The organism is Pseudaminobacter soli (ex Li et al. 2025) (assembly GCF_029892515.1).
In the GTDB taxonomy this organism is placed as follows: Bacteria; Pseudomonadota; Alphaproteobacteria; order Rhizobiales; family Rhizobiaceae; genus Pseudaminobacter; species Pseudaminobacter soli_A.
This window is the reverse complement of the sequence record NZ_JARXVF010000001.1, coordinates 422,961-445,497: the sequence shown is the minus strand read 5'-3', so window position 1 is coordinate 445,497 and position 22,537 is coordinate 422,961. Positions and strand designations below refer to the sequence as shown.

The following is a 22,537-nucleotide window of genomic DNA, read 5'->3' as shown; positions in this document are numbered from 1 at the left end:
TCAGCCCAGTGGCGAAAGCGATGCCATTGATAGTTACATTTTCAATGGTTACGAATGTAACGAATAGAGTCAATCATGGGAGGATGCCATGGCCCTTTCCTATATGCCCGGCTTCGGCAACGATTTTGAGACAGAAAGCCTCCCCGGCGCGCTGCCCCAGGGGCGCAACTCGCCGCAGCGGCCGGCCTACGGTCTCTATGCCGAGCAGCTTTCCGGTTCGCCTTTCACCGCTCCGCGCGGTGCCAACGAGCGCTCCTGGCTCTACCGCATCCGGCCGAGCGTGAAGCATACGGGCCGGTTCAAGCCGGTGGAATATCCGTTCTGGAAGACCGCGCCCAATGTCGCCGACCATGAATTGGCAATCGGCCAGTATCGCTGGAATCCCATTTCCGTTCCGAAGGAATCCACCGATTTCCTGGCGGGTTTGCGCACCATGACCACGGGCGGCGATGCGCTTGGCCAGAGCGGCATGGCCGCACATCTCTACGTCGCCAATGACGACATGACCGACAACCATTTCTTCAACGCCGATGGCGAGTTGCTGGTCGCGCCACAAGTTGGCGGCCTGCGCTTCATCACCGAAATGGGCATCATCGAGGTCAGGCCGGGCGAGATCTGCATCCTGCCGCGCGGGCTGGTGTTCAAGGTCGAGATGATCGACGGCCCGGTGCGCGGCTATGTCTGCGAAAACTACGGCGCCAAGTTCACGCTGCCGCATCGCGGGCCTATAGGCGCCAATTGCCTGGCCAATCCGCGCGACTTCAAGACGCCGGTCGCCTGGTTCGAGGAGAAGGAGACGCCGTGCCGGCTGATCGTGAAATGGTGCGGCAAGTTCTATGCCACCGAACTCGACCATTCGCCGCTCGACGTGGTCGCCTGGCATGGCAACTACGCGCCCTACAAATATGATCTTGCGACGTTTTCGCCGGTCGGCGCGCTCCTGTTCGACCATCCCGATCCGTCGATCTTCACGGTGCTGACCGCGCCGTCCGGCGAGGAAGGCACGGCCAATGTCGACTTCGTCATCTTCCCGCCGCGCTGGTTGGTGGCAGAAGACACATTCCGCCCGCCCTGGTATCACCGCAACATCATGAGCGAGTTCATGGGGCTGGTCCAAGGCCAGTACGATGCCAAGGAAGAAGGGTTCGTGCCGGGCGGCGTCAGCCTGCACAACATGATGCTGGCGCATGGGCCCGACGCCTCCGGTTTCGAGAAGGCGTCGCGCTCCGAGCTGCAGCCGGTGAAGCTCGACCACACCCTGGCCTTCATGTTCGAGACGCGCTTTCCCCAGATGTTGACCCGCTATGCCGCCGGGCTGGACACGCTGCAGGACAACTACATGGACTGCTGGAAGGGCCTGAAGAAACGTTTCAACGGCACGCCGGAAGGCGATTGGAGTTGAGCGCGACGCAGTCTAAGCTCCGTCCAGAAACACCAAGAGGGGAAGGACGCCTATGAAACTGGCTACGCTCAAGAACGGCTCGCGCGACGGAAAGCTCGTTGTTGTGTCGCGGGATCTGACGCGCTTTACCGATGCGTCGTTCCTCGTGCCGACATTGCAGGCCGCTCTCGATGACTGGCGGCGCATCTCGCCGCATCTGGCGGCGCTGGCGGAATCGCTGGAGCATGGTGCCGTTCCCTCGCAGCGTTTTCACGAGCATGACGCGCATTCGCCGTTGCCGCGCGCCTATCAGTGGGCGGACGGCTCGGCTTACGTCAACCATGTGGAGCTAGTTCGCAAGGCACGCGGCGCGGCCATGCCGGAAAGTTTCTGGACCGATCCGCTGATGTATCAGGGAGGCTCGGATTCCTTCATCGGGCCGCGCGATCCGATCCCGCTCGCCGACGAGGCCTATGGCGCCGACATGGAGGCCGAAATTGCGGTCATCGTCGACGACGTGCCGATGGGCGCAAGCGTGGACCAGGCGCGTGACGCGATCCGCCTCATCATGCTGGTCAACGATGTCTCGCTGCGCGGCCTGATCCCGGCCGAGCTGGCAAAGGGCTTCGGCTTCTTCCAGTCAAAGCCGTCGTCGGCCTTCTCGCCGGTGACGGTGACGCCGGACGAACTCGGCGACGCGTGGGACGGCGGCAAGGTCAGCCTGCCGCTGATTGTCGATGTCAACGGCAAGCCCTTTGGTCGCGCCAATGCCGGCGTCGACATGACCTTCGATTTCCCGCAGCTGATCGCCCATGCCGCCAAGACGCGGCCGCTGGTGGCCGGCACCATCATCGGCTCCGGCACGGTGTCGAACAAGCTCGACGGCGGCCCGGGCAAGCCGGTGAGCGAGGGCGGGGTCGGCTATTCCTGCGTCGCGGAGCTGCGCACCATCGAGACCATCGAAAGCGGCGCGCCGAAGACGCCGTTCCTGCATTTTGGCGACACGGTGCGCATCGAGATGAAGGACCAGACCGGGCATCACTCGATCTTTGGTGCGATCGAGCAGACCGTCGAAAAATATGGAGGGTGAGGGGCCGAACTCTGGTAGGCCTCCTGGAACTAGGAGGACCGGCAGATGGACTTGGTGACTCACAACCGCCAGATGGCGCGCAACAATCGCTGGTCGAACGACCGGCTCTATCGCGCCATCCTGGCACTCCAGCCCGGCGAATTCGAAGCCGCGCGCGTGAGCTTCTTTCCCTCGATTAGGGAAACGCTCAACCACATCTACGAAGTGGACCTGTTCTATTTCGACATACTGGTTGAGGGCGGCGAGGGGCGCGCGATTTTCGATCGTTTTGTCCCCTATGACGACCCGGCAAGGCTTGCCGCTGCGCAAGCCGAGCGGGACGGCAAGCTGATCGCCTTCTGCGATGGGCTCGAAGCCGCCGACCTTGATCGCCGCGTGCCGACGGATCGCGGCGCGGCTGGCATCATTCCCGAAAGGATCGGTGACCTTCTGGCGCATTTGTTCCTGCACCAGATCCACCATCGCGGCCAGGTGCACGCAATGCTCGCGGGCACTTCGGTCACGCCGCCGCCACTGGATGAATTCTTCCTCGACTACGACCTGCGCTTCAGGAAGGACGAGGTCGAGCGGCTGGGGCTCTGACGACCAGAAAGGCCGGATCGACGGTTGCCGCCGATCCGGCTGATTGAGACGGCTTACTCCGCCGCCTGGATCTTGATCACGCCGCGGCGGATCTGGTCTTCCTCGATGGATTCGAAGAGTGCGCGGAAGTTGCCTTCGCCGAACCCTTCGTCGCCCTTGCGCTGGATGAATTCGAAGAAGATCGGGCCGATCACGGTTTTCGAGAAGATCTGGAGCAGGATCTTGGTCATGCCGCCATTCACCACGCCTTCGCCGTCGATCAGGATGCCGTGCGTCTTCATGCGTTCGATCGGCTCGTCATGGCCGTGTACGCGCTTGCGCGACATCTCGTAATAGGTGTCCGGCGGGCCGGGCATGAATTTCAGCCCGTTGCCGTCCAGCTTGTCAGTGGCGTCGTAGATCGCGTCCGTGCCGACGGCGATGTGCTGGATGCCCTCGCCATTGTATTTGCGCAGATATTCGGCGATCTGGCTGGTGTCGTCCTTGGACTCGTTCAGCGGGATGCGGATCTTGCCGCAGGGCGAGGTGATGGCGCGGCTGACCAGCCCGGTGATGCGGCCGTCGATGTCGAAATAGTGGATCTGGGTGAAGCCGAACAGGTCGCGGTAGAAGTCCCACCACTTGTCCATGTTGCCGCGATAGACATTGTGGGTGAGGTGGTCGAGGTAGTAGAAGCCGACGCCTTCCGGCTTGGGGTCGCGCTCGCCCAGCCATTCGAACTCGGCGTCATAGGCCGAGCCCTTCGAGCCGTACTTGTCGACGAAATAGATCAGCGAGCCGCCAATGCCGACGATGGTCGGAACGTCCAGCGTCTTGTCGCTGCCTTCATAGGGCGTGGCGCCCTTGGAAACAGCATGGTCGAAGGCGTGCTTGGCATCGACCACACGCCAGGCCATGGAAGGCGCGCAGGGGCCGTGCTGTTCCACGAACTTCATGCCGTGCGAGCCGGGCTCGGCGTTCAGCACATAGTTGATATCGCCCTGGCGCCAGATGGCGATGTTCTTCGTCCGGTGCTTGGCAACCGGCACATAGCCCATGCGGGTGAACAGTTCGGAGAGCTTTTCCGGCTCGGTATGGGCGAATTCAACGAACTCGAAGCCGTCGGTGCCGGCGGGGTTGGCCGCGTTGATGCTGGCGGGCGGCGCGTCGTGAGGGAAGGGTCCCATAGTCTCCTCCTGCGGCTCGAAGCCGCGATTTCCATTGACGCAGATGATACTCCCGGCGGCATGCATTGTGCTTGCATTCGAAACCCCAAAGTGCTCGAAATGCGCATGACATGTGCATGTGGGGTGGAAATACCATGGATGACGCGCGCCTTGATCAATTTGATCGCAAGATGCTGTCATTGTTGCAGGCGGACGGTAGGCTCACCAACAACGACCTGTCGGAGCGCGTGAATCTGTCGCCATCGCAGTGTTCGCGGCGGCGCCAAAGGCTGGAGGACGACGGTTTCATTCGCGGCTATCGCGCGGTGCTCGACCGCGACCGGCTGGGCTTTCCGCTGGTCAACGTCATCTCAGTGACGCTCGCGACCCATAATCGCGACAACGCGCAACGCTTTGCCGATCTCGTCGCCAGATTGCCCGAGGTGCAGGAGGCGCACGCTTTGACCGGCGAGATGGACTACATTTTGAAGGTGGTGACGCCGGACCTGAAGTCGCTGGCGGAATTCGTCAACGGCGTGCTGCTGCCGCACGAAGCCGTGCAGCACGTGAAGACTGCGATCGTGCTGCAGACGTTGAAGGAAACGTCGGCCCTGCCGCTCTGAGCGGCAAGGCCAAGTGGGGTTGAAAGGCCTTAGCCTTTGACCTGCTGCGCGGCCAGGAACAGGTTGGTCGAGCGCGCGCCGGAACGGCAATAGGCAAAGACCGGGCCGTCGAGCTCGTCCAGCGCATTGGCCATGGCCTGTGCATCCTCGATGGTGACGGGCTGGCCGCTGAGCATCGGCACATGGCGGAAGCCGAGACCGGCAGCTTCCGCGGCGGCGCGGATTTCCGAGGCCGAGGGCTGGCCGGGCTGCTCATCGTCCGGGCGGTTGCAGATGACGCTCTTGAAGCCTGCCGCCTTGATGGTGGCGATGTCTTCGGAGGTGATCTGTCCCGAGACCGAATAGTCGTCGGAGATCTGGCGATATTCCATGGTGCTCCTCACAGGCGCTTTTTAACGATTGCGGCAAAGATAGTGCTAGCCGCCGGGTTTCGCGAGGCATGACTTTGCCTCGCGAAGGAATTTCCGTGTTCTCAAGCTGCCGCGTCCGCCAGCTTGCCGGTTTCGGCGGCCTTGCGCAGCAGTTCGGCGGGCTTGAAGATGTCCTTGCCGGTGCGGGCATGCCAATAGTCGAGCCGCTCGACGATCTTGCCGAAGCCTTCGAGGCTGGCCCAGAACATCGGGCCGCCCTTGCCAATGGGGAAGCCGTAGCCGTTGACCCAGACCATATCGATGTCGGAAGCGCGTGCGGCGATGCCTTCCTCGAGGATTTTCGCGCCCTCGTTGATCAGCGGATAGAAGGTACGCTCGATGATTTCCTGGGACGAAATCTCGCGCCGCTCGATGCCGAGTTCCTTGGCCTTCTCCTCGATCAGGGCCGCGACCTCCGGATCGGGGGTCGGCGTGCGCGAGCCGCTTTCATAGAGATACATGCCGCGTCCGGTCTTCTGGCCGAAGCGACCCTGTTCGCAGAGCGTGTCGGCGATGATCGCCTTCTTGCCCTGGGCCTTGCGGTTGCGCCACCCGATGTCGAGGCCGGCAAGGTCCCACATCTGGAACGGGCCCATCGGCCAGCCGAAATCGGTGAACACCTTGTCAACCTGATGGGGCGTCGCGCCTTCGAGCAGCAGCGGCTCGGTTTCCGCACCGCGCGCGCCCAGCATGCGGTTGCCAACGAAGCCGTGGCACACGCCGACGACGACCGGCACCTTGCCGATCTTCTTGCCCACCGCCAGCGCCGTCGCCAGTACGTCGGGCGCAGTCTTGGCGCCGCGCACGATCTCTAGAAGCTTCATCACGTTTGCCGGCGAGAAGAAGTGCAGGCCGAGGAAATCCTGCGGCCGGCTGGTGGAGGCGGCGATTTCGTTGACGTCGAGATAGGAGGTGTTGGTGGCGAGGATGGCGCCGGGCTTCGCCACCGCTTTGATTCTGCCGAACACTTCCTTCTTCACCGACATTTCCTCGAACACGGCCTCGATGATGAGGTCGCAATTTGCGAGATCGGCATAGTCCGTGGAGGGGGTGAAGGCGGCCATGCGCTTGGCTTTGGCCTCTTCCGTCAGCGAGCCGCGCGAGACAGAAATCGCGTAGTTCTTCTCGATCGTGCCGAGGCCACGGTCGAGCGCCTCGCGGCTCATCTCCAGCAGGGTGACCGGGATGCCGCCATTGACGAAGGCCATGGCAATGCCGCCGCCCATCGTGCCGGCGCCGATGATGCCTACGCGGGCGATGTCTCGCGGCTTCACATCCTTGCCGACGCCCGGCACCTTGGCCGCCTCGCGCTCCGCGAAGAACAGATGGCGCTGCGCCTTCGACTGGTCGCCGGCAACCAGCTTGGCGAAGATCTCGCGTTCCTTGGTCTGCGCTTCGTCGAAGGGCAAAGTGAGCGCATTGCGGACGGATTCGGCGCAGGCGACCGGCGCTTCCAGACCGCGCGCCTTCTTGGCGAGTTCTGCCGCACGCGCGTCGAAAGCGGCGAGATCGGCATGTGCGATCAGCTCGTTGCGATCGCGGACGGCGACAGCTGGCTTGCCGGACTTCGCCTGCTCGCGTGCAAAGGCGACGGCCTTGGCGACGAGGTCGCTTTCGACAACCGCGTCCACGAGGCCATTGGCAAGCGCATCCTTGGCGCTGATCGGCGTGCCGGAAACGATCATGTCGAGCGCCTTGAGCGGGCCGACGAGGCGCGGCAGGCGCACAGTGCCGCCGCCGCCGGGCAGTATGCCGAGCTTCACCTCAGGCAGGCCGAGCTTTGCGCTGGCCTCGGCCACGCGGAAATGGCAGCCGAGTGCCAGTTCCAGCCCGCCGCCGAGCGCAGTGCCATGGATGGCGGCCACCGCCGGCTTGCCGAGCGTTTCGAGCGCTGCGATCAGGTCGCGCAGTTCCGGCTGCTGCATCGGCTTGCCGAATTCGGTGATATCGGCGCCGGCAACGAAGGTGCGTCCGGCGCAGGCCAGGACCATGCCGGCCACGGATGGCTCGTCACGCAGGGCGGTGAGGGCGGCCATCAGCGGCTCGCGCACATGAAAGCTCATCGCGTTGACCGGCGGATTGTCGATGGTCACGATGGCGATCTCGCCGTCGCGTGCGATGGTCACGGCCTCGGTCATGCGAAAAACTCCCTTATGGCGCCGATGGCGCCGATAGCTGGCTTCGTCGAGGGAGGGTTGGCGTAAAGATGCCCGACCTCCCTTCAGGACATGCGCCTGAGTATGTGATGAGGGGAGGCCGGGTCAACCGCCTTGGGAGGCTTAGCATAGATGGCTCAGGCGGCTTGCGCCCAGTTCGGGAACGGGTCGGGCAGGTCCTGCCAGCGCTGCGGCACGAAATCCGTGTCTTCCACCAGGCAGGCATCCAACTCGGCGCGGATGCGTACCTCGTTCATGGGATGGGCGCCGATGAAGACGATTTCCTGCCGACGGTCGCCCCAGACGGGATCGAGATAGGGCTTCATCGCGGCATGCCATTCGGGATGGTCGGGCCACCGCTCTTTCGGCACCGCGGCCCACCAGAGGCCACGCTTTTCAGTGCGCACCAGCGCGCCCGCCTGGCTAAGCTCACCGACATGATGCGGCCGCGTCGCGAGCCAAAAGAAGCCCTTGGCGCGCACCACGCCCGGCCAGGAGCGGTTGATGAATGCCTGGAGCTTGACCGGATCGAAAGGACGGCGCTCGCGATAGACGAAGGAGCGGATGCCGTATTCGTCCGTCTCGGGCACATGGCTGCCGAAGCCGTACAGCTCCTTGTACCAGAGCGGATGTTCCTGCGCGCGCTCGAAGTCGAAGCGGCCGGTTTCGAGCACTTTGTCGAGCGGAACCCGGCCGAACTCCGCCTCGACGATCTCGGCGTCCGGGTTCAGGGCGCGCACGATGCGCTGGGCCGTGTTCCGCTCGCCGGGGCGTGCGGCGTCGATCTTGTTGAGAACGACGACGTCGGCGAATTCGATCTGCTCCACCAGAAGATCGACCAGCGCCCGCTCGTCGCCGTCTTCCGCCGTCTCGCCGCGGTCGCGCAGGAAGTCGCTGGAGGAACAGTTTCTCAAAAGATTGGCGGCGTCGACAACCGTCACCATCGTATCGAGCTTGGCAATGTCGGAGAGGCTGTCGCCCCTCTCGTCGCGGAAGTCGAAGGTGGCGGCCACCGGCAACGGCTCGGAAATGCCGGTGGATTCGATCAGCAGATAGTCGAACCGGCCTTCGGCTGCGAGCCGGCGGACCTCCTGCAGCAGGTCATCGCGCAGCGTGCAGCAGATGCAGCCATTGGTCATCTCCACGAGCTGTTCGTCCGTGCGTGACAGGTTCGCGCCGCCGTCGCGCACCAGCGCGGCGTCGATATTCACCTCGCTCATGTCGTTGACGATGACCGCCACGCGGCGGCCTTCGCGATTGTTGAGCACATGATTGAGGAGTGTCGTCTTGCCGGCACCCAGGAAGCCGGACAAAACCGTGACGGGAAGGCGTTTTTCGAGGGGCATTGGATAATCCTTGAAGGGGAAGGTGGCCCGGCGCGCTTGCCGGGCCGCTCGCATTCAGTGCGTTTCGCCGGAGCCGCCGACAGCGACGATGTTGAAGGGCTTGCCTTCGATGGCGATGTCGCGGTTCTTCTCGAAGCTGGCGGCATCGATCACGTGCAGCGTGCTCTTCAGTGGGTCGGTGACGAAGATCGCATCGCCGGCGACCGCCACGCGCGGGCGCGGATCGCTCCAGTGGCCGTCCATGCTGTAGGGTTCGGTCAGTGCCAGCGACTTGACGATCTCGCCGGAAACCACGTCGAGCCGGTGCAGCTTGCCGTCCTCGGTGAAGACGTAAGCGAATTTCGGCCGTACGGGATCCACCGCGAAATGCACGCGCCGCGTCGGCAGCTCGATGCGGCGGAAGGCATCGTCGGCCGTCGGATCGATGAGCACCACAGCGCTCGGGCCGTAGTTGCCGAGGAAATATTGCAGGCCCTTGCCGCCGAGCAGCATGGTCACCTTGCCCTCCGGCAGCTTGTCCGAATAGGGCAGGAACTCGATCGACGGCTCTTTTTCGCCGGCTTGCGCGATCAGCAGCCCCTTGGCACAGGCGATGGCCACGAGATTGCCGGACGCCGCTTCGCCATGCAGGTCGGGGCAGGAATGGAGATCGCTGACCCGCGCACCCTCCGCGTCGACCACGCGAATGCCCACGAGCAGTTCTTCCGGCTTCGCCTTGTTGGGCTCGGTCAGCAGGACGTGATCACCGAAGGCAATGGCGACGCCGTGGTGCGGGGCCGCCGTTTTGACCTCCCGGATCGACGGCGATCCGGCGAGCGTGTCGCCTTCCGAGACGATGCGGGCAATGCCTTCGCCATCGAAGAACAAGGCAACGTTGCCGCCATGATCCACGAAATGCACCGGCTTGGTGCCGGCAATTGCAGTATCGAGCAGCTTGGCGTCTTCAACCTTGAGATCGCCATGGTCGCCGTGATCGCTGGCGGAAATCCCGCTCGAGATTGCCTGGACGATGTTGCCGTCCCGCTGCACAGCAAAGACGGTCTTGCCGCTGTCGCTGCGATAGAGGCCGGCGGGCGCCTTCGTGTTGAAGGTGGCAAGCTCGTTGCCGTTCAATGCGTCGAGCACGTGAACGACCGGCTCGCCGTGATCGGAGATGAACAGCCGCCATGCCGTTAGCTCGTCGGCGAGGCTGGCTGTTGCCGACAGGCCGGTCAGAAGCGCAGCGGCCGAGACGGTTCTGAAGAAGCGAAACATGGTCTTCCTTTCGAAATGTAATAACATAACGTAGACAGTTCTGAAAAAGGCGGGAGCGCATCCCGCCTTCAGGGGGCACGGGGCCGATGGTGATGGAGTGATCCGGAAAAGTCGCTTTGCGTCAGTATGTTAGCGAGGCTTTCGGAATCATTTTCTCCGCTCAGCTTCCGACGATCGCGCCTTTGATGGTCGCCACGTTGTGGTGCATCATGTCGATATAGGTCGAGGCGGGGCCATCGGCGGGCGAAAGCGCGTCCGAATAGAGCGTGCCGCCGACCTTCAGGCCGGTCTCGGACGCGATCTGCTCGATCAGCCGTGCGTTGGTGATGTTTTCGACAAACACTGCCGAGGCCTTGTCTTCCTTCACCTGCTTGATCAGCGCCGCGACGTCCGCCGCCGATGCTTCGGCTTCCGTCGAAATGCCTTCCGGCGCGAGGAAGGCGAGGCCGTATTCGTGCTCGAAATAGCCGAAGGCGTCATGCGAGGTGATGATGATGCGCTTGTCTTCGGGGATCGAAGCGATGGTCGCCTTCACGTCTTTATCGGTCTCCGTCAGCTTCTGCGTATAGGCCTCGGCATTGGCCTTGTAGGTGTCGCAGCCGTCCTTGTCCGCCGCGCAGAAGGCGTCGGCGATGTTCTTCACATAGATCTTGGCATTGGCGATGGACTGGAAGGCGTGCGGGTCGATGTCGCCATGGTGATGGTCCGCGTGGCCGCCTTCGGCTTCGCCCTCGGCAAACTCTTCCTTCATCTTGATAGGCTCGACGCCCTTGGTCAGTTCGACGATCGAGGCCTTTGTGGCACTGGCCTCGACCAGGCGCTGCAGGAAGCCTTCGAAATGCAGGCCGTTGACCAGCACGACATCGGCCTTGTTCATGGCCATCGCGTCGGCCGGCTTGGGCTCATAGACATGGGCGTCGCCGTCCGGTCCCACCAGCGTGGTCACCTCGATGCGGTCGCCGCCGACATTTTTTGCAAAGTCCTCGATGATCGAGAAGCTGGCCACCACTTTCAGCGGCCCGGCGAAGGCCCCGGCGAAGCCGAAGGGGGTTAATGTTATAACACTCACAAGGGCGGCGAGCCGAAGGGACTTGAGCATTGGGAGGTCTCCTGTGGTTGGATCAGGCGGTTCTGTGGCGGTGGCGGCGCATGCGCGTGTTGAACACGCCGCGCGTGCCGAACACGGTCGAGACGAAATAAATCAGTCCGGCAGAGAGGATGATGGCCGGCCCGGAGGGCAGGGAGGCATGATAGGACATCAGCAACCCAGCGATGCAGGAGACGAAGCCGATGACAATGGCGAGCGCGCACATCGGCTCGACGCGGGTCGTCCAGAAGCGGGCGGCGGCGGCCGGCAGCATCATCAGGCCGACGGACAGCAGCGTGCCAAGCGCCTGGAAGCCGCCGACGAGATTGAGCACGACCAGCCCGAGGAAGATGAAATGCACCGGCGTGCCGAGCCGGCTCACCGAACGCAGGAACAGCGGATCGAGGCACTCGGCCACGATGGCGCGCCAGAAGATGCCGAGCGTCACCAAGGTGATGACCGATATGGCGGCAATCAGCGTCAGGGCCTCGTTGTTGAGGGCGAGCACGGTGCCGAACAGCACGTGCATGAGGTCGACGCTCGATCCGCGCAGCGAAACCATCAGCACGCCGAGCGCCAGAGAGATCAGGTAGAAGGCAGCCATAGAGGCGTCTTCCTTCTGGACGGTGAAGCGCGAGACGGCGCCGGCGCCCATGGCGACGATGACGCCCGCGATCAGCCCGCCGATGGTCATCGGCACGATCTGCAGGCCGAAGAACAGAAAGCCGACGGCTGCGCCCGGCAGGATGGCGTGCGCCATGGCGTCGCCGGTCAGGCTCATGCGACGCAGCATCAGGAAAACGCCGACCGGGCAGGCGCCCAGCGACAGCATCAGCGAGCCCGCAAGCGCGCGCTGCATGAAGCCGAATTCGACGAAGGGGGCGATCAGGAAATCATACATGGCGCGAACTCACGCTGCCCGGGGGCCGGACTCGTGGTCCGGGCGTTCGTGAATTTCGCCATGTTCGTGATGGTGATGGCCGGCGTGGTCATGCGAGTGGCCGTTCAGGTGCTCGTCCCAATGGTCGGGTTCGCACCAGGGTGCGTTCTCATGCCAGGCCTCGTCGAAGTGGCGGGCGCGAAGAAGGTTTTCAGGCCGTAGCGTTTCCTTCGTCTCGCCCCAGGCGATGGGGCGGCGGGCCATGAGCAGCGTTTCGGGAAAGTGCTCGCGCACCAATTCTAGGTCGTGCGCTACCACCATCACCGTGCGCCTTTCTCCGTGCCAGCGCTTGATGAGCTGGATGAGGTCGCCGATCGTCTTGGCGTCGACCGCATTGAACGGCTCGTCGAGCAGGATCAGCTCCGCATCCTGCACCAGCACGCGGGCAAACAGCGCTCGCTGCAGCTGTCCGCCCGAAAGCGTATCGATCGGGCGGTTTTCGAAACCTTCGAGGCCGACCGCCATGAGCGCCTTGGCCATCTCCTCGCGATCTTCCTTGGTTGTGCGTCCGAGCAGGCCCCTGCGGGGCCAGAGACCCAGCGAAACCAGGTCGATGATGCGGGCGGGAAAGGAGCGGTCGAGTTCGGATTGCTGCGGCAGGTAGGCGATGCGGGCACCCCTGGTGTTCAGGCAACTGCCGGCCATCGGCTTCAGCACCCCGACGATGCCTTTCATCAGGGTCGACTTGCCCGAACCATTGGCGCCGACCACCGCCGTCAGCGAGCCGGTTTTCACCGAGCCGTTGAGGTGATGGACCGCCGGATGGCTGTGGTAGCCAAGCGTCAGGTCGCGAAATGTCAGGCAGGCTTCGGTCATCACGGCATTCATGCTGCTGGCGATCTCCGCTCTGGATATGTGATGTTATTACATTAGTCAACGGTATGGAGAAGGTTGGCGATTTTGAGGCAAGTCCGCCGCAGCCCCATAATGGATGGGGAGATGTGGGGGATTCGTTGGGGCCGCCCTTGCCCGGTTGTGTGCGTAAATCTAAAGAAGGCTCGGCAAAGACCAACAGGAAGGAAGCGAGCCATGACCATTCGCCGCATCGATGTCGGCCCCCGCATGAGCGACATCGTCATCCACAACAACACGATCTATCTGGCCGGCCAGGTTGGCACTCCGGGCGCCAGCGTCACCGAGCAGACCAAGGCCGTGCTTGCCTCGATCGACGAACTGCTCGCCAAGGCCGGTTCGGACAAGACCAAGATCCTCCAGGCGATCATCTGGCTCGCCGACATGAACACCTTCGGCGAAATGAACGCCGTTTGGGACTCCTGGGTCGCGCAGGGCCATACGCCGGCTCGCGCCACTGGCGAAGCCAAGCTGGCCACGCCGGACTACAAGGTCGAGATCATCATCACGGCCGCGCTCTAAGCGCATCAGTCACGTCTCTGACGACTTGCCATGCCGCCGCTTCGCCGGCGGCATGGCTTTATCCGGCCTTCGGATGAGCCGACTTTTCCCTAGGTTCGGGTGTAAGGGTGACCCGTCCGAAGGGCGTATGCAGATCTCGCCACTTTGTGCGGTTCGCTTGCCGCGAATATGGTCGAATATGGGCCGTCAAACACGAAAAAGCCTGAATTCGCACCTTTTGTCTTCGCATTGATTCAAATGGCATTTTTGACAGGGAAGTGTCCGACACATTTCCACCTTTCTCCTAGCACAGGGGAAATAGCGGTACGGCCGGCGATTCATGCAACCAATCGTCATCCGAACTGTTCTGGCCGTACAATGGCTGTGCCCATGGCACGGCCCGATTGCTGTTGAGCGGATTTGATATTGATGAATGTGCAGACCGACCCCGCCACGCTGGAAAAGGTAGCCGCCAGTGTCCCTCTGTCCGTCGAGCAGCCCATCCGCTCGAACTTCTTGCCTGAAGATCGCCTGACTGCCCTGGGCGCGGCCCTCGCGGGCAGGGAGGTAGATCAGCTCTACGGGCTGGAGGCATTCGATTTCCAGGCGCGTATTCGCGAGAATGCCGAGAAGATCCTCGAAGTCTATCGTGCCACCAACACTGCACAGGCGCGCGGCGAGCCGATCACGCCGGCCGCCCAATGGTTGCTCGACAACAATTACCTGGTCGAAGAGACGATCTTCCAGGTCAAGCGCGACCTGCCGCGCCGCTTCTACAACGAGTTGCCGACCATCCAGTTGGCCAACGGCGTCGCGGTGCCGCGCACGCTGGCGCTGGCCTGGGTCTATGTCGCCCATTCCGACAGCACCGTTTCCGCCGACATGTTCAAGGCGCTGGTTGACGGGTACCAGAGCGTCGAGCCGCTGCGCATCGGCGAATTGTGGGCGCTGCCGTCGCTGCTTCGCTTCGTTCTGATCGAGAATCTGCGCCGGCTTGCCCTGCGCGTGAACCGCACCCATGAAATGCGCCGGATCGCCAACGACGTGGCCGACCGGGTGCTGGCCGCCGGCGACGGCGAGGCGCGGCGCACGATCCTGACCCACTATGCGGACCATGCGCGCGACACGACCTTCGCAACCCAGTTGCTCTATCGTCTGAGGGACGGTTCGCAAAATGCCGGCCAGGCGCTGCAGTGGCTGGAAGACCAGCTCGAAAAGTCAGGTTCGGACTCCGAAGAGATCATCCGTACGGAACACCAGACGCTGTCGAGCGGCAACGTCACCACCGGCAACATCATTCGCGGCCTGCGCCTGCTCAACGATGTGGACTGGACCCTGTGGTTCGAGTCCGTCAGCCCGGTCGATGAGCTGCTGCGCCAGCGCACCAATTTCGCAGAGCTCGATTTCCAGTCGCGCGACCAGTACCGCACGGCCATCGAAAATCTGGCCCGCCGCTCCAAGCGTTCCGAATACGAGGTCGCCGAACGGGCGATCGAGATGATGGAGGACGAAGCAAGCAGCGGCGCGGAAGCCGGGCAGGGCGGTCGCTACAACGACATCGGCTTCTATCTCGTCGGGCCCAAGCGGCCCGAGTTGGAGCGCTCCATCGGCTATCGCCCGGCCTTCAAGCTGGCTTTCAAGCGCGCCTTCAAGCGCACCGGCTGGCTGGGCATTGCCGTACCAGTCCTCGCGCTTACGGTGCTGCTGCTGGCGCTGACCGGCTATGCCCTTGCCGGCATCGGCCTTTCCGGGCCGGCGATCGCGCTGATGCTGGTGCTGTTTTCGCTGCCGGCGAGCGAAGGCGCCATGGCCTTCTTCAACACCATCGTCATGCTTTTCCTCAGGCCGACGCGGCTGGTAGGTTACGACTTCAAGGATGGCGTGCCGGTCGAGGCACGGACGCTCGTCGTGGTGCCGTCCCTGATCGGCTCGCGCGACGATGTCGAGGAAAACATCCGCCAGCTCGAGGTGCACCACCTCGCCAACATGCATGGCGAAATCTACTACGCGCTGCTGTCGGACTGGCCCGACAGCTCGGCCGAGCAGACCCCCGGCGACATGGAGATCCTCAATCATGCGCGCGAGGAAGTCGCCAAGCTCAACAGGCGCTATCCCGTCGAAGGCGCGCCACTGTTCCATCTCCTGCACCGCCGCCGGCTCTACAATCCCTCGCAGAAGTGCTGGATGGGCTGGGAGCGCAAGCGCGGCAAGCTGCATGAGCTGAACCTGCTGCTGCGCGGCGATGCCGACACGACCTTCCTGCCGCCGGATGCTCCGCTGCCGGAAAACATCGTCCATGTGATGACGCTCGACGCCGACACCAGGATGACCCGCGATGCGGTCAAGCGCCTGGTCGGCAAGATGTGCCACCCGCTCAACCGTCCCGAATTCGATGCCGCGCATCACCGCGTGACTTCCGGCTACGCGATCCTGCAGCCGCGCGTCACGGCTTCGCTCACCACGGGCGACGACGCTTCGTTCTTCCAGCGCGTCTTCTCGTCAAATCGCGGACTGGACCCTTACGTCTTCGCCGTGTCCGATCTCTATCAGGACGTCTATGGCGAAGGCACCTTCACGGGTAAGGGCCTCTATCACATCGACGCCATGGAGGCGGCGCTGAAGGGGCGTCTGCCCGAAAACGCCGTTCTCAGCCACGACCTTCTCGAAGGTGCGCTGGCCGGCTCTGCGCTGGTCACCGACGTCGAGGTCGTCGAAGACTATCCGACCCGCTACTCGGTCGACGCCTCGCGCCACCATCGCTGGGCACGCGGCGACTGGCAGCTTCTGGGCTTCATCTTCGATCCGAAGTCCGGCGTGCCGGCGCTGTCGCGCTGGAAGATGGTCGACAACCTCCGCCGCTCGCTGACGCCGATCTTCTGGGTCATGGCAGCGATTGCCGGCTGGACGCTGCTGCCCTTTACCCAGGCGGCGCAGTGGCAGGCGCTTCTGATCCTCGTCCTGTTCATGGCGCCCACCTTCGACATCGTCGACTCGATCCTGCCCAAGACGCGCGACGCCACGCCGCGCGGCCATTTCAGCGCCTTGTCTCGCGACATCGCCTTCGGCACGGCAATGGTGGCGTTGCGCATCGTACTGATGGCGCATCTGGCCTGGATGATGGGCGACGCCATCGTGCGCACGCTCTATCGCCTGTTCGTGAGCCGGCAGAACCTGCTCGAATGGCGCACTGCCTCTCAGGCCCACAAGACCGGCGGCAACGACCTCTACTCTTATTATCGCATGATGCGCGGGGCGGTGATCATCGCCATCGCCGGCCTTGCCATTCCGGTGGCAGCCGACTCGACCGGCGCCTTTGTTGCCTTCTTCTTTGCGATCTTCTGGGCCGGCTCGCCCGCTTTCGCGTGGCTGATCAGCCGCTCGGCAGAAACCGAGGACCGGCTGCGCATATCGCGTGATGACGTCCAACGGCTCCGCATCGTCGCGCGGCGGACCTGGGCCTATTTCGAGAAATTCGTCAATCCGGCCGAGAATTTCCTGCCGCCGGACAATTTCCAGGAGACACCGCAGCCGGTGCTCGCGCACCGCACGTCGCCGACCAATATCGGCGTCTATCTTCTGTCTATCGTATCGGCGCGCGACTTCGGCTGGATCAGCCTGGGCGAGGCTGCCGATCGCATCGATCAGACTATGAGCACGATCGAGAGGATGCAGCGCTATCGTGGCCATCTCTACAACTGGTACGAAACCACCAACCTCAGGCCGCTTTCGCCGCTCTACGTGTCGGCGGTCGACAGCGGCAACCTTGCCGGCCATCTGATCGCGGTCGCGGCGGCTTGCGCCGAATGGGCGGAAGCCCCGTCCGTGCACCTGCAAGGCGATTTCGACGGCCTGCTCGACGCGGTGGAAATCCTTGGCGAGAGCCTGGACGATCTGCCGGACGACCGGCGCCAGCTTAGGCCGCTGCGCCAGCGCCTGCGCGACCGTATCGACGGCATGAGCCGCGCGGTCGAGACCATCAAGGAACAGCCCGAGATGGCGTCTATCCGCACCATCAATCTGGCGGTGCTGTCGGGCGAGATCCGCAAGCTGGCGAGCGCCATTCATACTGAGGTCGGAACCTCGCGCAGCGAGGTGCTGACCGAATGGGCCGCCAAGCTCGAGGCGGCCTGCGAAGCGCATGTCCACGACGCCCACAGCGACGAGAAGTCGATCGAGGCGCTGCGTGCCAAGCTGAAGAACCTTCAGGAGCGGACGCGCCGCTTCGCCTTCGAGATGGATTTCTCCTTCCTGCTGCGGCGCGAGCGCAAGTTGCTCTCGATCGGCTACCGCGTCGAAGAGCACGCGCTCGACGAGAGCTGCTACGACCTTCTCGCCTCCGAGGCTCGCCTGACCAGCCTGTTCGCGGTCGCCAAGGGCGACATCTCCACCGAGCATTGGTTCCGCCTTGGCCGTCCGATCGTCGAGATCGGCTTCAAGGGCGCGCTGATGTCCTGGTCGGGCTCGATGTTCGAGTACCTGATGCCGCCGCTGGTGATGAAGGAGCCGCAGGGCGGCCTGCTCAACCAGACCAGCCAGCTCATCATCCGCCGGCAGATGCAGTATGGCCGTTCGAAGGGTATTCCGTGGGGCATCTCGGAAGCGGCATACAATGCCCGAGACCGCGAGATGACCTACCAGTACACCAATTTCGGCGTGCCGGGGCTCGGCCTCAAGCGCGGTCTGGCGCAGAACACCGTCATCGCGCCCTATGCGACCGTGCTGGCAGCCCAGTTCATGCCGCATGAGGCGGTGCAGAACCTGGCCCGCCTACGCCGCATCGGCGCGCTCGGGCGCTACGGCTTCCATGACGCCGTGGACTTCACGCCGCAGCGCGTGCCGGAAGGCACAAACCATGCGGTCGTCTACAATTACATGGCCCACCATCAGGGCATGTCGATTGCGGCCGTTGCTAATGCTATATTCGAAGGGCGCATGCGCGACCGCTTCCATAGCGATCCGGTCATCGAGGCTGCCGAGCTTCTGCTGCAGGAGAAGGCGCCGCGTGACATTCCGGTCGCCACGGTCCGCACCGAGGCCGACGAGCGAGGTAAGCTGGAGGTGGTTGAAGAGAGCCCCGACACCCGCCTGATCGTGGAGCCGGCGCGTGCGTTGCGCGCGACCAACCTGTTGTCGAACGGCCGCTACTCGGTGATGCTCACGGCGGCCGGCTCCGGTTACAGCCGCTGGAACGACCTCGCAATCACCAGGTGGCAGTCGGATCCGACCGAGGATCGCTACGGCAGCTACCTTTTCCTGCGCGACAGCGAAACCGGTGATTGGTGGTCCGCCACCACTGAGCCGAGGCGCGCTGTCTCCGAGCACTCCCAGACGCTGTTCGGCGACGACAAGGCAAACTTCGTCAAGACCGTCGGTACGCTACGTTCGGAGGTCGAGTGCATCGTGGTTTCCGAAGGAAATGGCGAGGCGCGGCGCATCACGATTGCCAATGACGGCATCGCCGACCGGCATATCGAAATAACGTCCTATGCCGAACTCGTTCTGGCCCAGGAAATGGCCGATGCGGCCCATCCGGCGTTCTCGAAGATGTTCGTCGAGACCGAGATTGCCAACAGCAACAGCGCGATCTTCGCTACGCGCCGCAAGCGTTCGGCGAGCGAACCCGACATCGTCATGGCGCATTTCATGACCGATTCCTCGGGCATCTCGCGCGATACGGAAGCCGAAACCGACCGTCGCGCCTTCCTTGGCCGCGGGCGCAGCATCGCCAATCCCGCCGCCTTCGACCAAGGTGCGCGGCTGGGCGGCAATGCCGGCTTCGTGCTCGACCCGATCGTTTCGCTGCGCAGCCGTGTTCGCGTGCCGGCCAACAAGAAGGTGACGCTGACCTTCTGGACGGTCGTGGGTGCCAACCGCGAAGAGGTCCAGGAGGCCATGTCGCGGCTTGATCATCCCGAAAGCTACCCGCGCCAGGCGATGCTGGCCTGGACCCGTTCGCAGGTACAGACCCGCCACTTCGGGCTCAGCCTTGCGGATGCGGCGAACGTCCAGAAGCTGGCGCGCTATCTGCTCTATCCGGATCAGTATCTGCGCGTACCGGCCGAGACGGTCGCAACCGGGCTCGGGCGGCAGTCGGCCCTGTGGCCGATGGCGATCTCGGGCGATTTCCCGATCTTCGCAGTCAGGATCAGCGACGTCGCCGATCTGGAGATCGTGGCCCAGGCGCTGCGCTTCCAGGAATATATGCGGGCGAGGGGGCTTCTTACCGACCTCGTCATCGTCAACGAGCAGGCCTCGTCCTATGTGCAGGACCTGCAACAGGCGATCGAGTCGCTGGCGGAAAACAGCCGCATGCGCGGCAAGGAGCTTGGACCGCGCCAGCACATCTTCGCCGTGCGTCGCGACCTGATGGACGAGACGTCCTACAAGACCCTTCTGGCCGCGGCACGGATTGCCCTGCATACGCGCAACGGCACCATCTTCGACCAGATCGAACGCGCCGAAGCCAGCGCCCTGCAGGCTCGCGATGCGTTGAACGCGTCGGAAACGCTGAGTGCCAGCGAAATGTCGGACGATATGCGCTTCGGCACGCCGGCCTTGCCGGTCGCAAGCGCCGCATCCAACCGCCCGGCAAGCGGCGACGGTCTTGTGGGCTGGAACGGCTTCGGCGGTTTCGACCGCAACGGCCGCGACTATGTCGTGCGCCTGACCGGCTACCGCTCCACGCCACATCCGTGGATCAACGTCGTCGCCAATTCAGGCTTCGGCTTCCACACCTCGGCCGAGGGCGCGTCGTTCACCTGGAGCCGCAACAGCCGCGACTTCCAGCTGACGCCGTGGACCAACGATCCGGTTGCGAACCGGCCGGGCGAGGCGATCTATATCTACGATCATTCCGAGGGACGGGCGTTCTCGCCTTTCGCGGCGGTGCTGCGTGATCCTGCGATCACCTACGAAGCCCGTCACGGCCAGGGTGTCAGCACCTTCACGGCAACCAAGGGCAAGCTGTCTACGGAGATCACGCAACTGGTCGATCCGGTCGATTCGGTGAAGCTCTCGCGCCTGCGCATCCGCAACTCGGGCTCAATGCCGGCGCGACTGCGGGTTTACGCCTATGCCGAATGGGTGCTGGGCAACAACCGGCCCAAGTCCGCGCCGACCATCGTGCCGTCGCGTGATCTCCTGACCGGGGCGATGCTGGCCAGAAACGCCTATAGCCTCGACTATGGCGACCGCGTTGCCTTCCTGGCGAGCGACGGTGACGCGCAATCGGTGACCGCCGATCGCAACGAGTTCATCGGCAGGGCCGGGACGGTCGAACATCCGCATGTGGTCGTGCGCGGCTTCGACCTGTCGGGCAAGATCGAGGCCGGCGTCGATCCGTGCGCAGCGATCGCGCGCGACATCGAGGTGCCGGCGGGCGGCGAGGCGACCATGCTCTTCCTTCTCGGCGATGCCGGTTCGCAGGAGGAGGCAAGCGAGCTCGTGGTGCGCCATCGCAAGCGCGACTTCGACGAGCGCCTAGCCGAAAACGAGCGCAACTGGCGCGGCTTCCTTGACACGCTGCAGGTGGAGACGCCTGACGCGTCGTTCGACGCGCTGGTCAACAACTGGCTACCCTATCAGGCCCTTGCCTGTCGCATCCGGGCGCGCACGGCCTTCTATCAGGCAAGCGGCGCCTTCGGCTTCCGCGACCAGTTGCAGGACACGCTTGCGCTGTTGATGCACGATCCGAAGCTGGCGCGTGACCAGATCGTCAACGCCGCGCATCGGCAGTTCCCCGAAGGCGACGTGCAGCACTGGTGGCTGCCCCGCACCGGGGCCGGAGTGCGCACCACCATATCGGACGATGTCGTCTGGCTGGCCTTCGGTACGGCGTACTACGTGAAGGTGACCGGCGACGCCTCCATCCTCGACGAGATGATCCCCTTCATCGACGGCGAGGAGCTCAAGGAGGGCGAGCACGACGCCTTCTACGTGCCTGAAATATCGAAGAAATCCGTCACGCTTTACGAGCACTGCGTGCGCGCGCTCGATCTGGCCATCGCCCGCACCGGCGCCACCGGCCTGCCGCTGATGCTTGGCGGCGACTGGAACGACGGCATGAACCGGGTCGGCGAGAAGGGGCGCGGCGAGAGCGTCTGGCTCGGCTGGTTCCTGCTCAAGACGCTTGGCGACTTCGGACAGCTGGCCCGTACTCGCGGCGAGGCCAAGCGCGCCGAAAAGTGGGACAAACACGCCCGCAAGCTCAAGCAGGCGCTCGAGAACGCGGCCTGGGACGGCTCGTGGTATCGCCGCGGCTCCTTCGACGACGGCGCGCCACTCGGCTCGCGTGATTCCGACGAGTGCAACATCGACTCGATCGCGCAGTCGTGGAGCGTGCTGTCCGGCGACGGAGATCCGGCGCGTTCGAAGACGGCGATGGACTCGGCGATCGACATGCTGGTCGACGAGGATCTTCGGATCATCAAGCTGTTTACACCGCCCTTCGCAAACACAACTGAAGATCCCGGCTACATAAAAAGTTACCCGCCGGGCGTTCGCGAAAATGGCGGACAGTACACCCACGCTTCCACTTGGTTTGTCATTGCGCTGGCGGAAATGCGGCGGGCCGATGACGCCTACCGTTGCTTCAGCATGCTCAACCCGGTCAACCACTCGCTCGACGAAGCGGCGGCCGAGCACTATCGGGTCGAGCCCTATGTCGTTGTCGCGGACATCTATTCCGAAGGCGACAAGGCCGGCCGTGGCGGCTGGACCTGGTACACGGGCTCGGCCGGTTGGCTGTATCGCGCGGGTGTGGAGGCCATTCTGGGCATTCGCCGCGAGGGGCAGCAGCTGTTCGTAGACCCGGTCCTGCCAGCGTCCTGGCCTGGCTACAAGGCCACGCTCAAGCTCGACGGTGCTACTTACCGCATCAGCGTCGTGCGCGAGAAGGGGGTCAGGAAGGTCAGCCTGGAGGTCGACGGCAAGCGTTCGACGAGCCCCTGCTTCGAGCTCAAAAGCAGCGGCGAGTTCGAGGTGACGGTTCGGATTCCGGGGTAGTTTCCAAGAATATTTTCAAGACTGGCGGCCGGGCGTACCGGCCGCCATTATTTTGCCGTAAGGGTGCCATTTTTCTTTAATTCTCAACCCGTTACGCGATCACGGCAGATTACGGGGCGTTTCTCGATGTTGTTTCGAAAAACCGGAACCAAGTCTGTATGTGAGCA

14 protein-coding genes are annotated in these 22,537 nt (G+C 63.6%); 6 read left to right on the top strand and 8 right to left on the bottom strand.

Annotated elements, in window-relative coordinates:
• Positions 1 to 88 precede the first annotated feature (88 nt).
• From hmgA to M2281_RS02130, 3 genes are read left to right on the top strand one after another with little or no spacing between them, the layout of a single operon-like run.
• Positions 89 to 1,402 carry a homogentisate 1,2-dioxygenase gene (hmgA, locus tag M2281_RS02140; RefSeq protein WP_280819444.1) on the top strand — a complete coding sequence of 438 codons (1,314 nt, stop codon included), beginning with the start codon at positions 89 to 91 and terminating at the stop codon, positions 1,400 to 1,402.
• Positions 1,403 to 1,454: 52 nt separating this feature from the next.
• Entirely contained in the window at positions 1,455 to 2,471 is a 1,017-nt protein-coding gene (locus M2281_RS02135) for a fumarylacetoacetate hydrolase family protein (protein ID WP_280819443.1), read from the top strand.
• Between the two features lie 45 nt (positions 2,472 to 2,516).
• Positions 2,517 to 3,053, top strand: coding sequence for a DinB family protein (locus M2281_RS02130; protein ID WP_280819442.1), 537 nt, complete (start codon positions 2,517 to 2,519; stop codon positions 3,051 to 3,053).
• Positions 3,054 to 3,106: 53 nt separating this feature from the next.
• Here M2281_RS02130 and hppD read toward each other — a convergent pair whose 3' ends face one another.
• Positions 3,107 to 4,219, bottom strand: coding sequence for a 4-hydroxyphenylpyruvate dioxygenase (hppD, locus tag M2281_RS02125; RefSeq protein ID WP_280819441.1), 1,113 nt, complete (start codon positions 4,217 to 4,219; stop codon positions 3,107 to 3,109).
• A 134-nt stretch (positions 4,220 to 4,353) separates the two neighbouring features.
• Here hppD and M2281_RS02120 point away from each other — a divergent pair, with 134 nt between their 5' ends.
• The gene (locus tag M2281_RS02120; RefSeq protein ID WP_280819440.1) at positions 4,354 to 4,821 is read left to right on the top strand and encodes an Lrp/AsnC family transcriptional regulator; all 468 of its coding nucleotides are present in this window, start codon (positions 4,354 to 4,356) and stop codon (positions 4,819 to 4,821) included.
• 29 nt (positions 4,822 to 4,850) lie between these two features.
• On the opposite strand, the gene M2281_RS02115 is transcribed toward M2281_RS02120, so the two are convergent.
• The 7 genes from M2281_RS02115 to aztA all read right to left on the bottom strand — a co-directional run bounded on the left by M2281_RS02115 (position 4,851) and on the right by aztA (position 12,830).
• Positions 4,851 to 5,192 carry a TIGR01244 family sulfur transferase gene (locus tag M2281_RS02115; protein ID WP_280819439.1) on the bottom strand — a complete coding sequence of 114 codons (342 nt, stop codon included), beginning with the start codon at positions 5,190 to 5,192 and terminating at the stop codon, positions 4,851 to 4,853.
• A 101-nt stretch (positions 5,193 to 5,293) separates the two neighbouring features.
• On the bottom strand, positions 5,294 to 7,369 hold the full coding sequence (locus tag M2281_RS02110; protein ID WP_280819438.1) for a 3-hydroxyacyl-CoA dehydrogenase NAD-binding domain-containing protein: 2,076 nt from the start codon (positions 7,367 to 7,369) through the stop codon (positions 5,294 to 5,296).
• A 155-nt stretch (positions 7,370 to 7,524) separates the two neighbouring features.
• Positions 7,525 to 8,733 carry a zinc metallochaperone GTPase ZigA gene (gene zigA / locus M2281_RS02105; protein ID WP_280819437.1) on the bottom strand — a complete coding sequence of 403 codons (1,209 nt, stop codon included), beginning with the start codon at positions 8,731 to 8,733 and terminating at the stop codon, positions 7,525 to 7,527.
• A 54-nt stretch (positions 8,734 to 8,787) separates the two neighbouring features.
• A complete protein-coding gene (aztD, locus tag M2281_RS02100) occupies positions 8,788 to 9,987 on the bottom strand; it encodes a zinc metallochaperone AztD (protein WP_280819436.1) in 1,200 nt (399 codons plus the stop codon).
• Positions 9,988 to 10,147: 160 nt separating this feature from the next.
• A complete protein-coding gene (aztC, locus tag M2281_RS02095; protein WP_280819435.1) occupies positions 10,148 to 11,086 on the bottom strand; it encodes a zinc ABC transporter substrate-binding protein AztC in 939 nt (312 codons plus the stop codon).
• 22 nt (positions 11,087 to 11,108) lie between these two features.
• Positions 11,109 to 11,975 carry a zinc ABC transporter permease AztB gene (gene aztB / locus M2281_RS02090; RefSeq protein WP_280819434.1) on the bottom strand — a complete coding sequence of 289 codons (867 nt, stop codon included), beginning with the start codon at positions 11,973 to 11,975 and terminating at the stop codon, positions 11,109 to 11,111.
• A gap of 9 nt (positions 11,976 to 11,984) precedes the next feature.
• Positions 11,985 to 12,830: a zinc ABC transporter ATP-binding protein AztA gene (aztA, locus tag M2281_RS02085; protein WP_280821085.1), complete on the bottom strand. Its 846-nt coding sequence runs from the start codon at positions 12,828 to 12,830 to the stop codon at positions 11,985 to 11,987.
• A 213-nt stretch (positions 12,831 to 13,043) separates the two neighbouring features.
• Here aztA and M2281_RS02080 point away from each other — a divergent pair, with 213 nt between their 5' ends.
• Positions 13,044 to 13,388, top strand: coding sequence for a RidA family protein (locus M2281_RS02080; protein WP_280819433.1), 345 nt, complete (start codon positions 13,044 to 13,046; stop codon positions 13,386 to 13,388).
• 408 nt (positions 13,389 to 13,796) lie between these two features.
• Positions 13,797 to 22,370: a GH36-type glycosyl hydrolase domain-containing protein gene (locus M2281_RS02075; RefSeq protein ID WP_280819432.1), complete on the top strand. Its 8,574-nt coding sequence runs from the start codon at positions 13,797 to 13,799 to the stop codon at positions 22,368 to 22,370.
• The last annotated feature ends 167 nt before the right edge of the window (positions 22,371 to 22,537 follow it).

Coding starts and splice junctions, on each gene's coding strand:
- M2281_RS02080 (WP_280819433.1), top strand. CDS start 13,044: ATGACCATTCGCCGCATCGATGTCGGCCCCCGCATGAGCGACATCGTC.
- M2281_RS02130 (WP_280819442.1), top strand. CDS start 2,517: ATGGACTTGGTGACTCACAACCGCCAGATGGCGCGCAACAATCGCTGG.
- aztD (WP_280819436.1), bottom strand. CDS start 9,987: ATGTTTCGCTTCTTCAGAACCGTCTCGGCCGCTGCGCTTCTGACCGGC.
- hmgA (WP_280819444.1), top strand. CDS start 89: ATGGCCCTTTCCTATATGCCCGGCTTCGGCAACGATTTTGAGACAGAA.
- M2281_RS02115 (WP_280819439.1), bottom strand. CDS start 5,192: ATGGAATATCGCCAGATCTCCGACGACTATTCGGTCTCGGGACAGATC.
- aztA (WP_280821085.1), bottom strand. CDS start 12,830: ATGACCGAAGCCTGCCTGACATTTCGCGACCTGACGCTTGGCTACCAC.
- M2281_RS02110 (WP_280819438.1), bottom strand. CDS start 7,369: ATGACCGAGGCCGTGACCATCGCACGCGACGGCGAGATCGCCATCGTG.
- aztC (WP_280819435.1), bottom strand. CDS start 11,086: ATGCTCAAGTCCCTTCGGCTCGCCGCCCTTGTGAGTGTTATAACATTA.
- M2281_RS02135 (WP_280819443.1), top strand. CDS start 1,455: ATGAAACTGGCTACGCTCAAGAACGGCTCGCGCGACGGAAAGCTCGTT.
- zigA (WP_280819437.1), bottom strand. CDS start 8,733: ATGCCCCTCGAAAAACGCCTTCCCGTCACGGTTTTGTCCGGCTTCCTG.
- aztB (WP_280819434.1), bottom strand. CDS start 11,975: ATGTATGATTTCCTGATCGCCCCCTTCGTCGAATTCGGCTTCATGCAG.
- M2281_RS02120 (WP_280819440.1), top strand. CDS start 4,354: ATGGATGACGCGCGCCTTGATCAATTTGATCGCAAGATGCTGTCATTG.
- M2281_RS02075 (WP_280819432.1), top strand. CDS start 13,797: ATGAATGTGCAGACCGACCCCGCCACGCTGGAAAAGGTAGCCGCCAGT.
- hppD (WP_280819441.1), bottom strand. CDS start 4,219: ATGGGACCCTTCCCTCACGACGCGCCGCCCGCCAGCATCAACGCGGCC.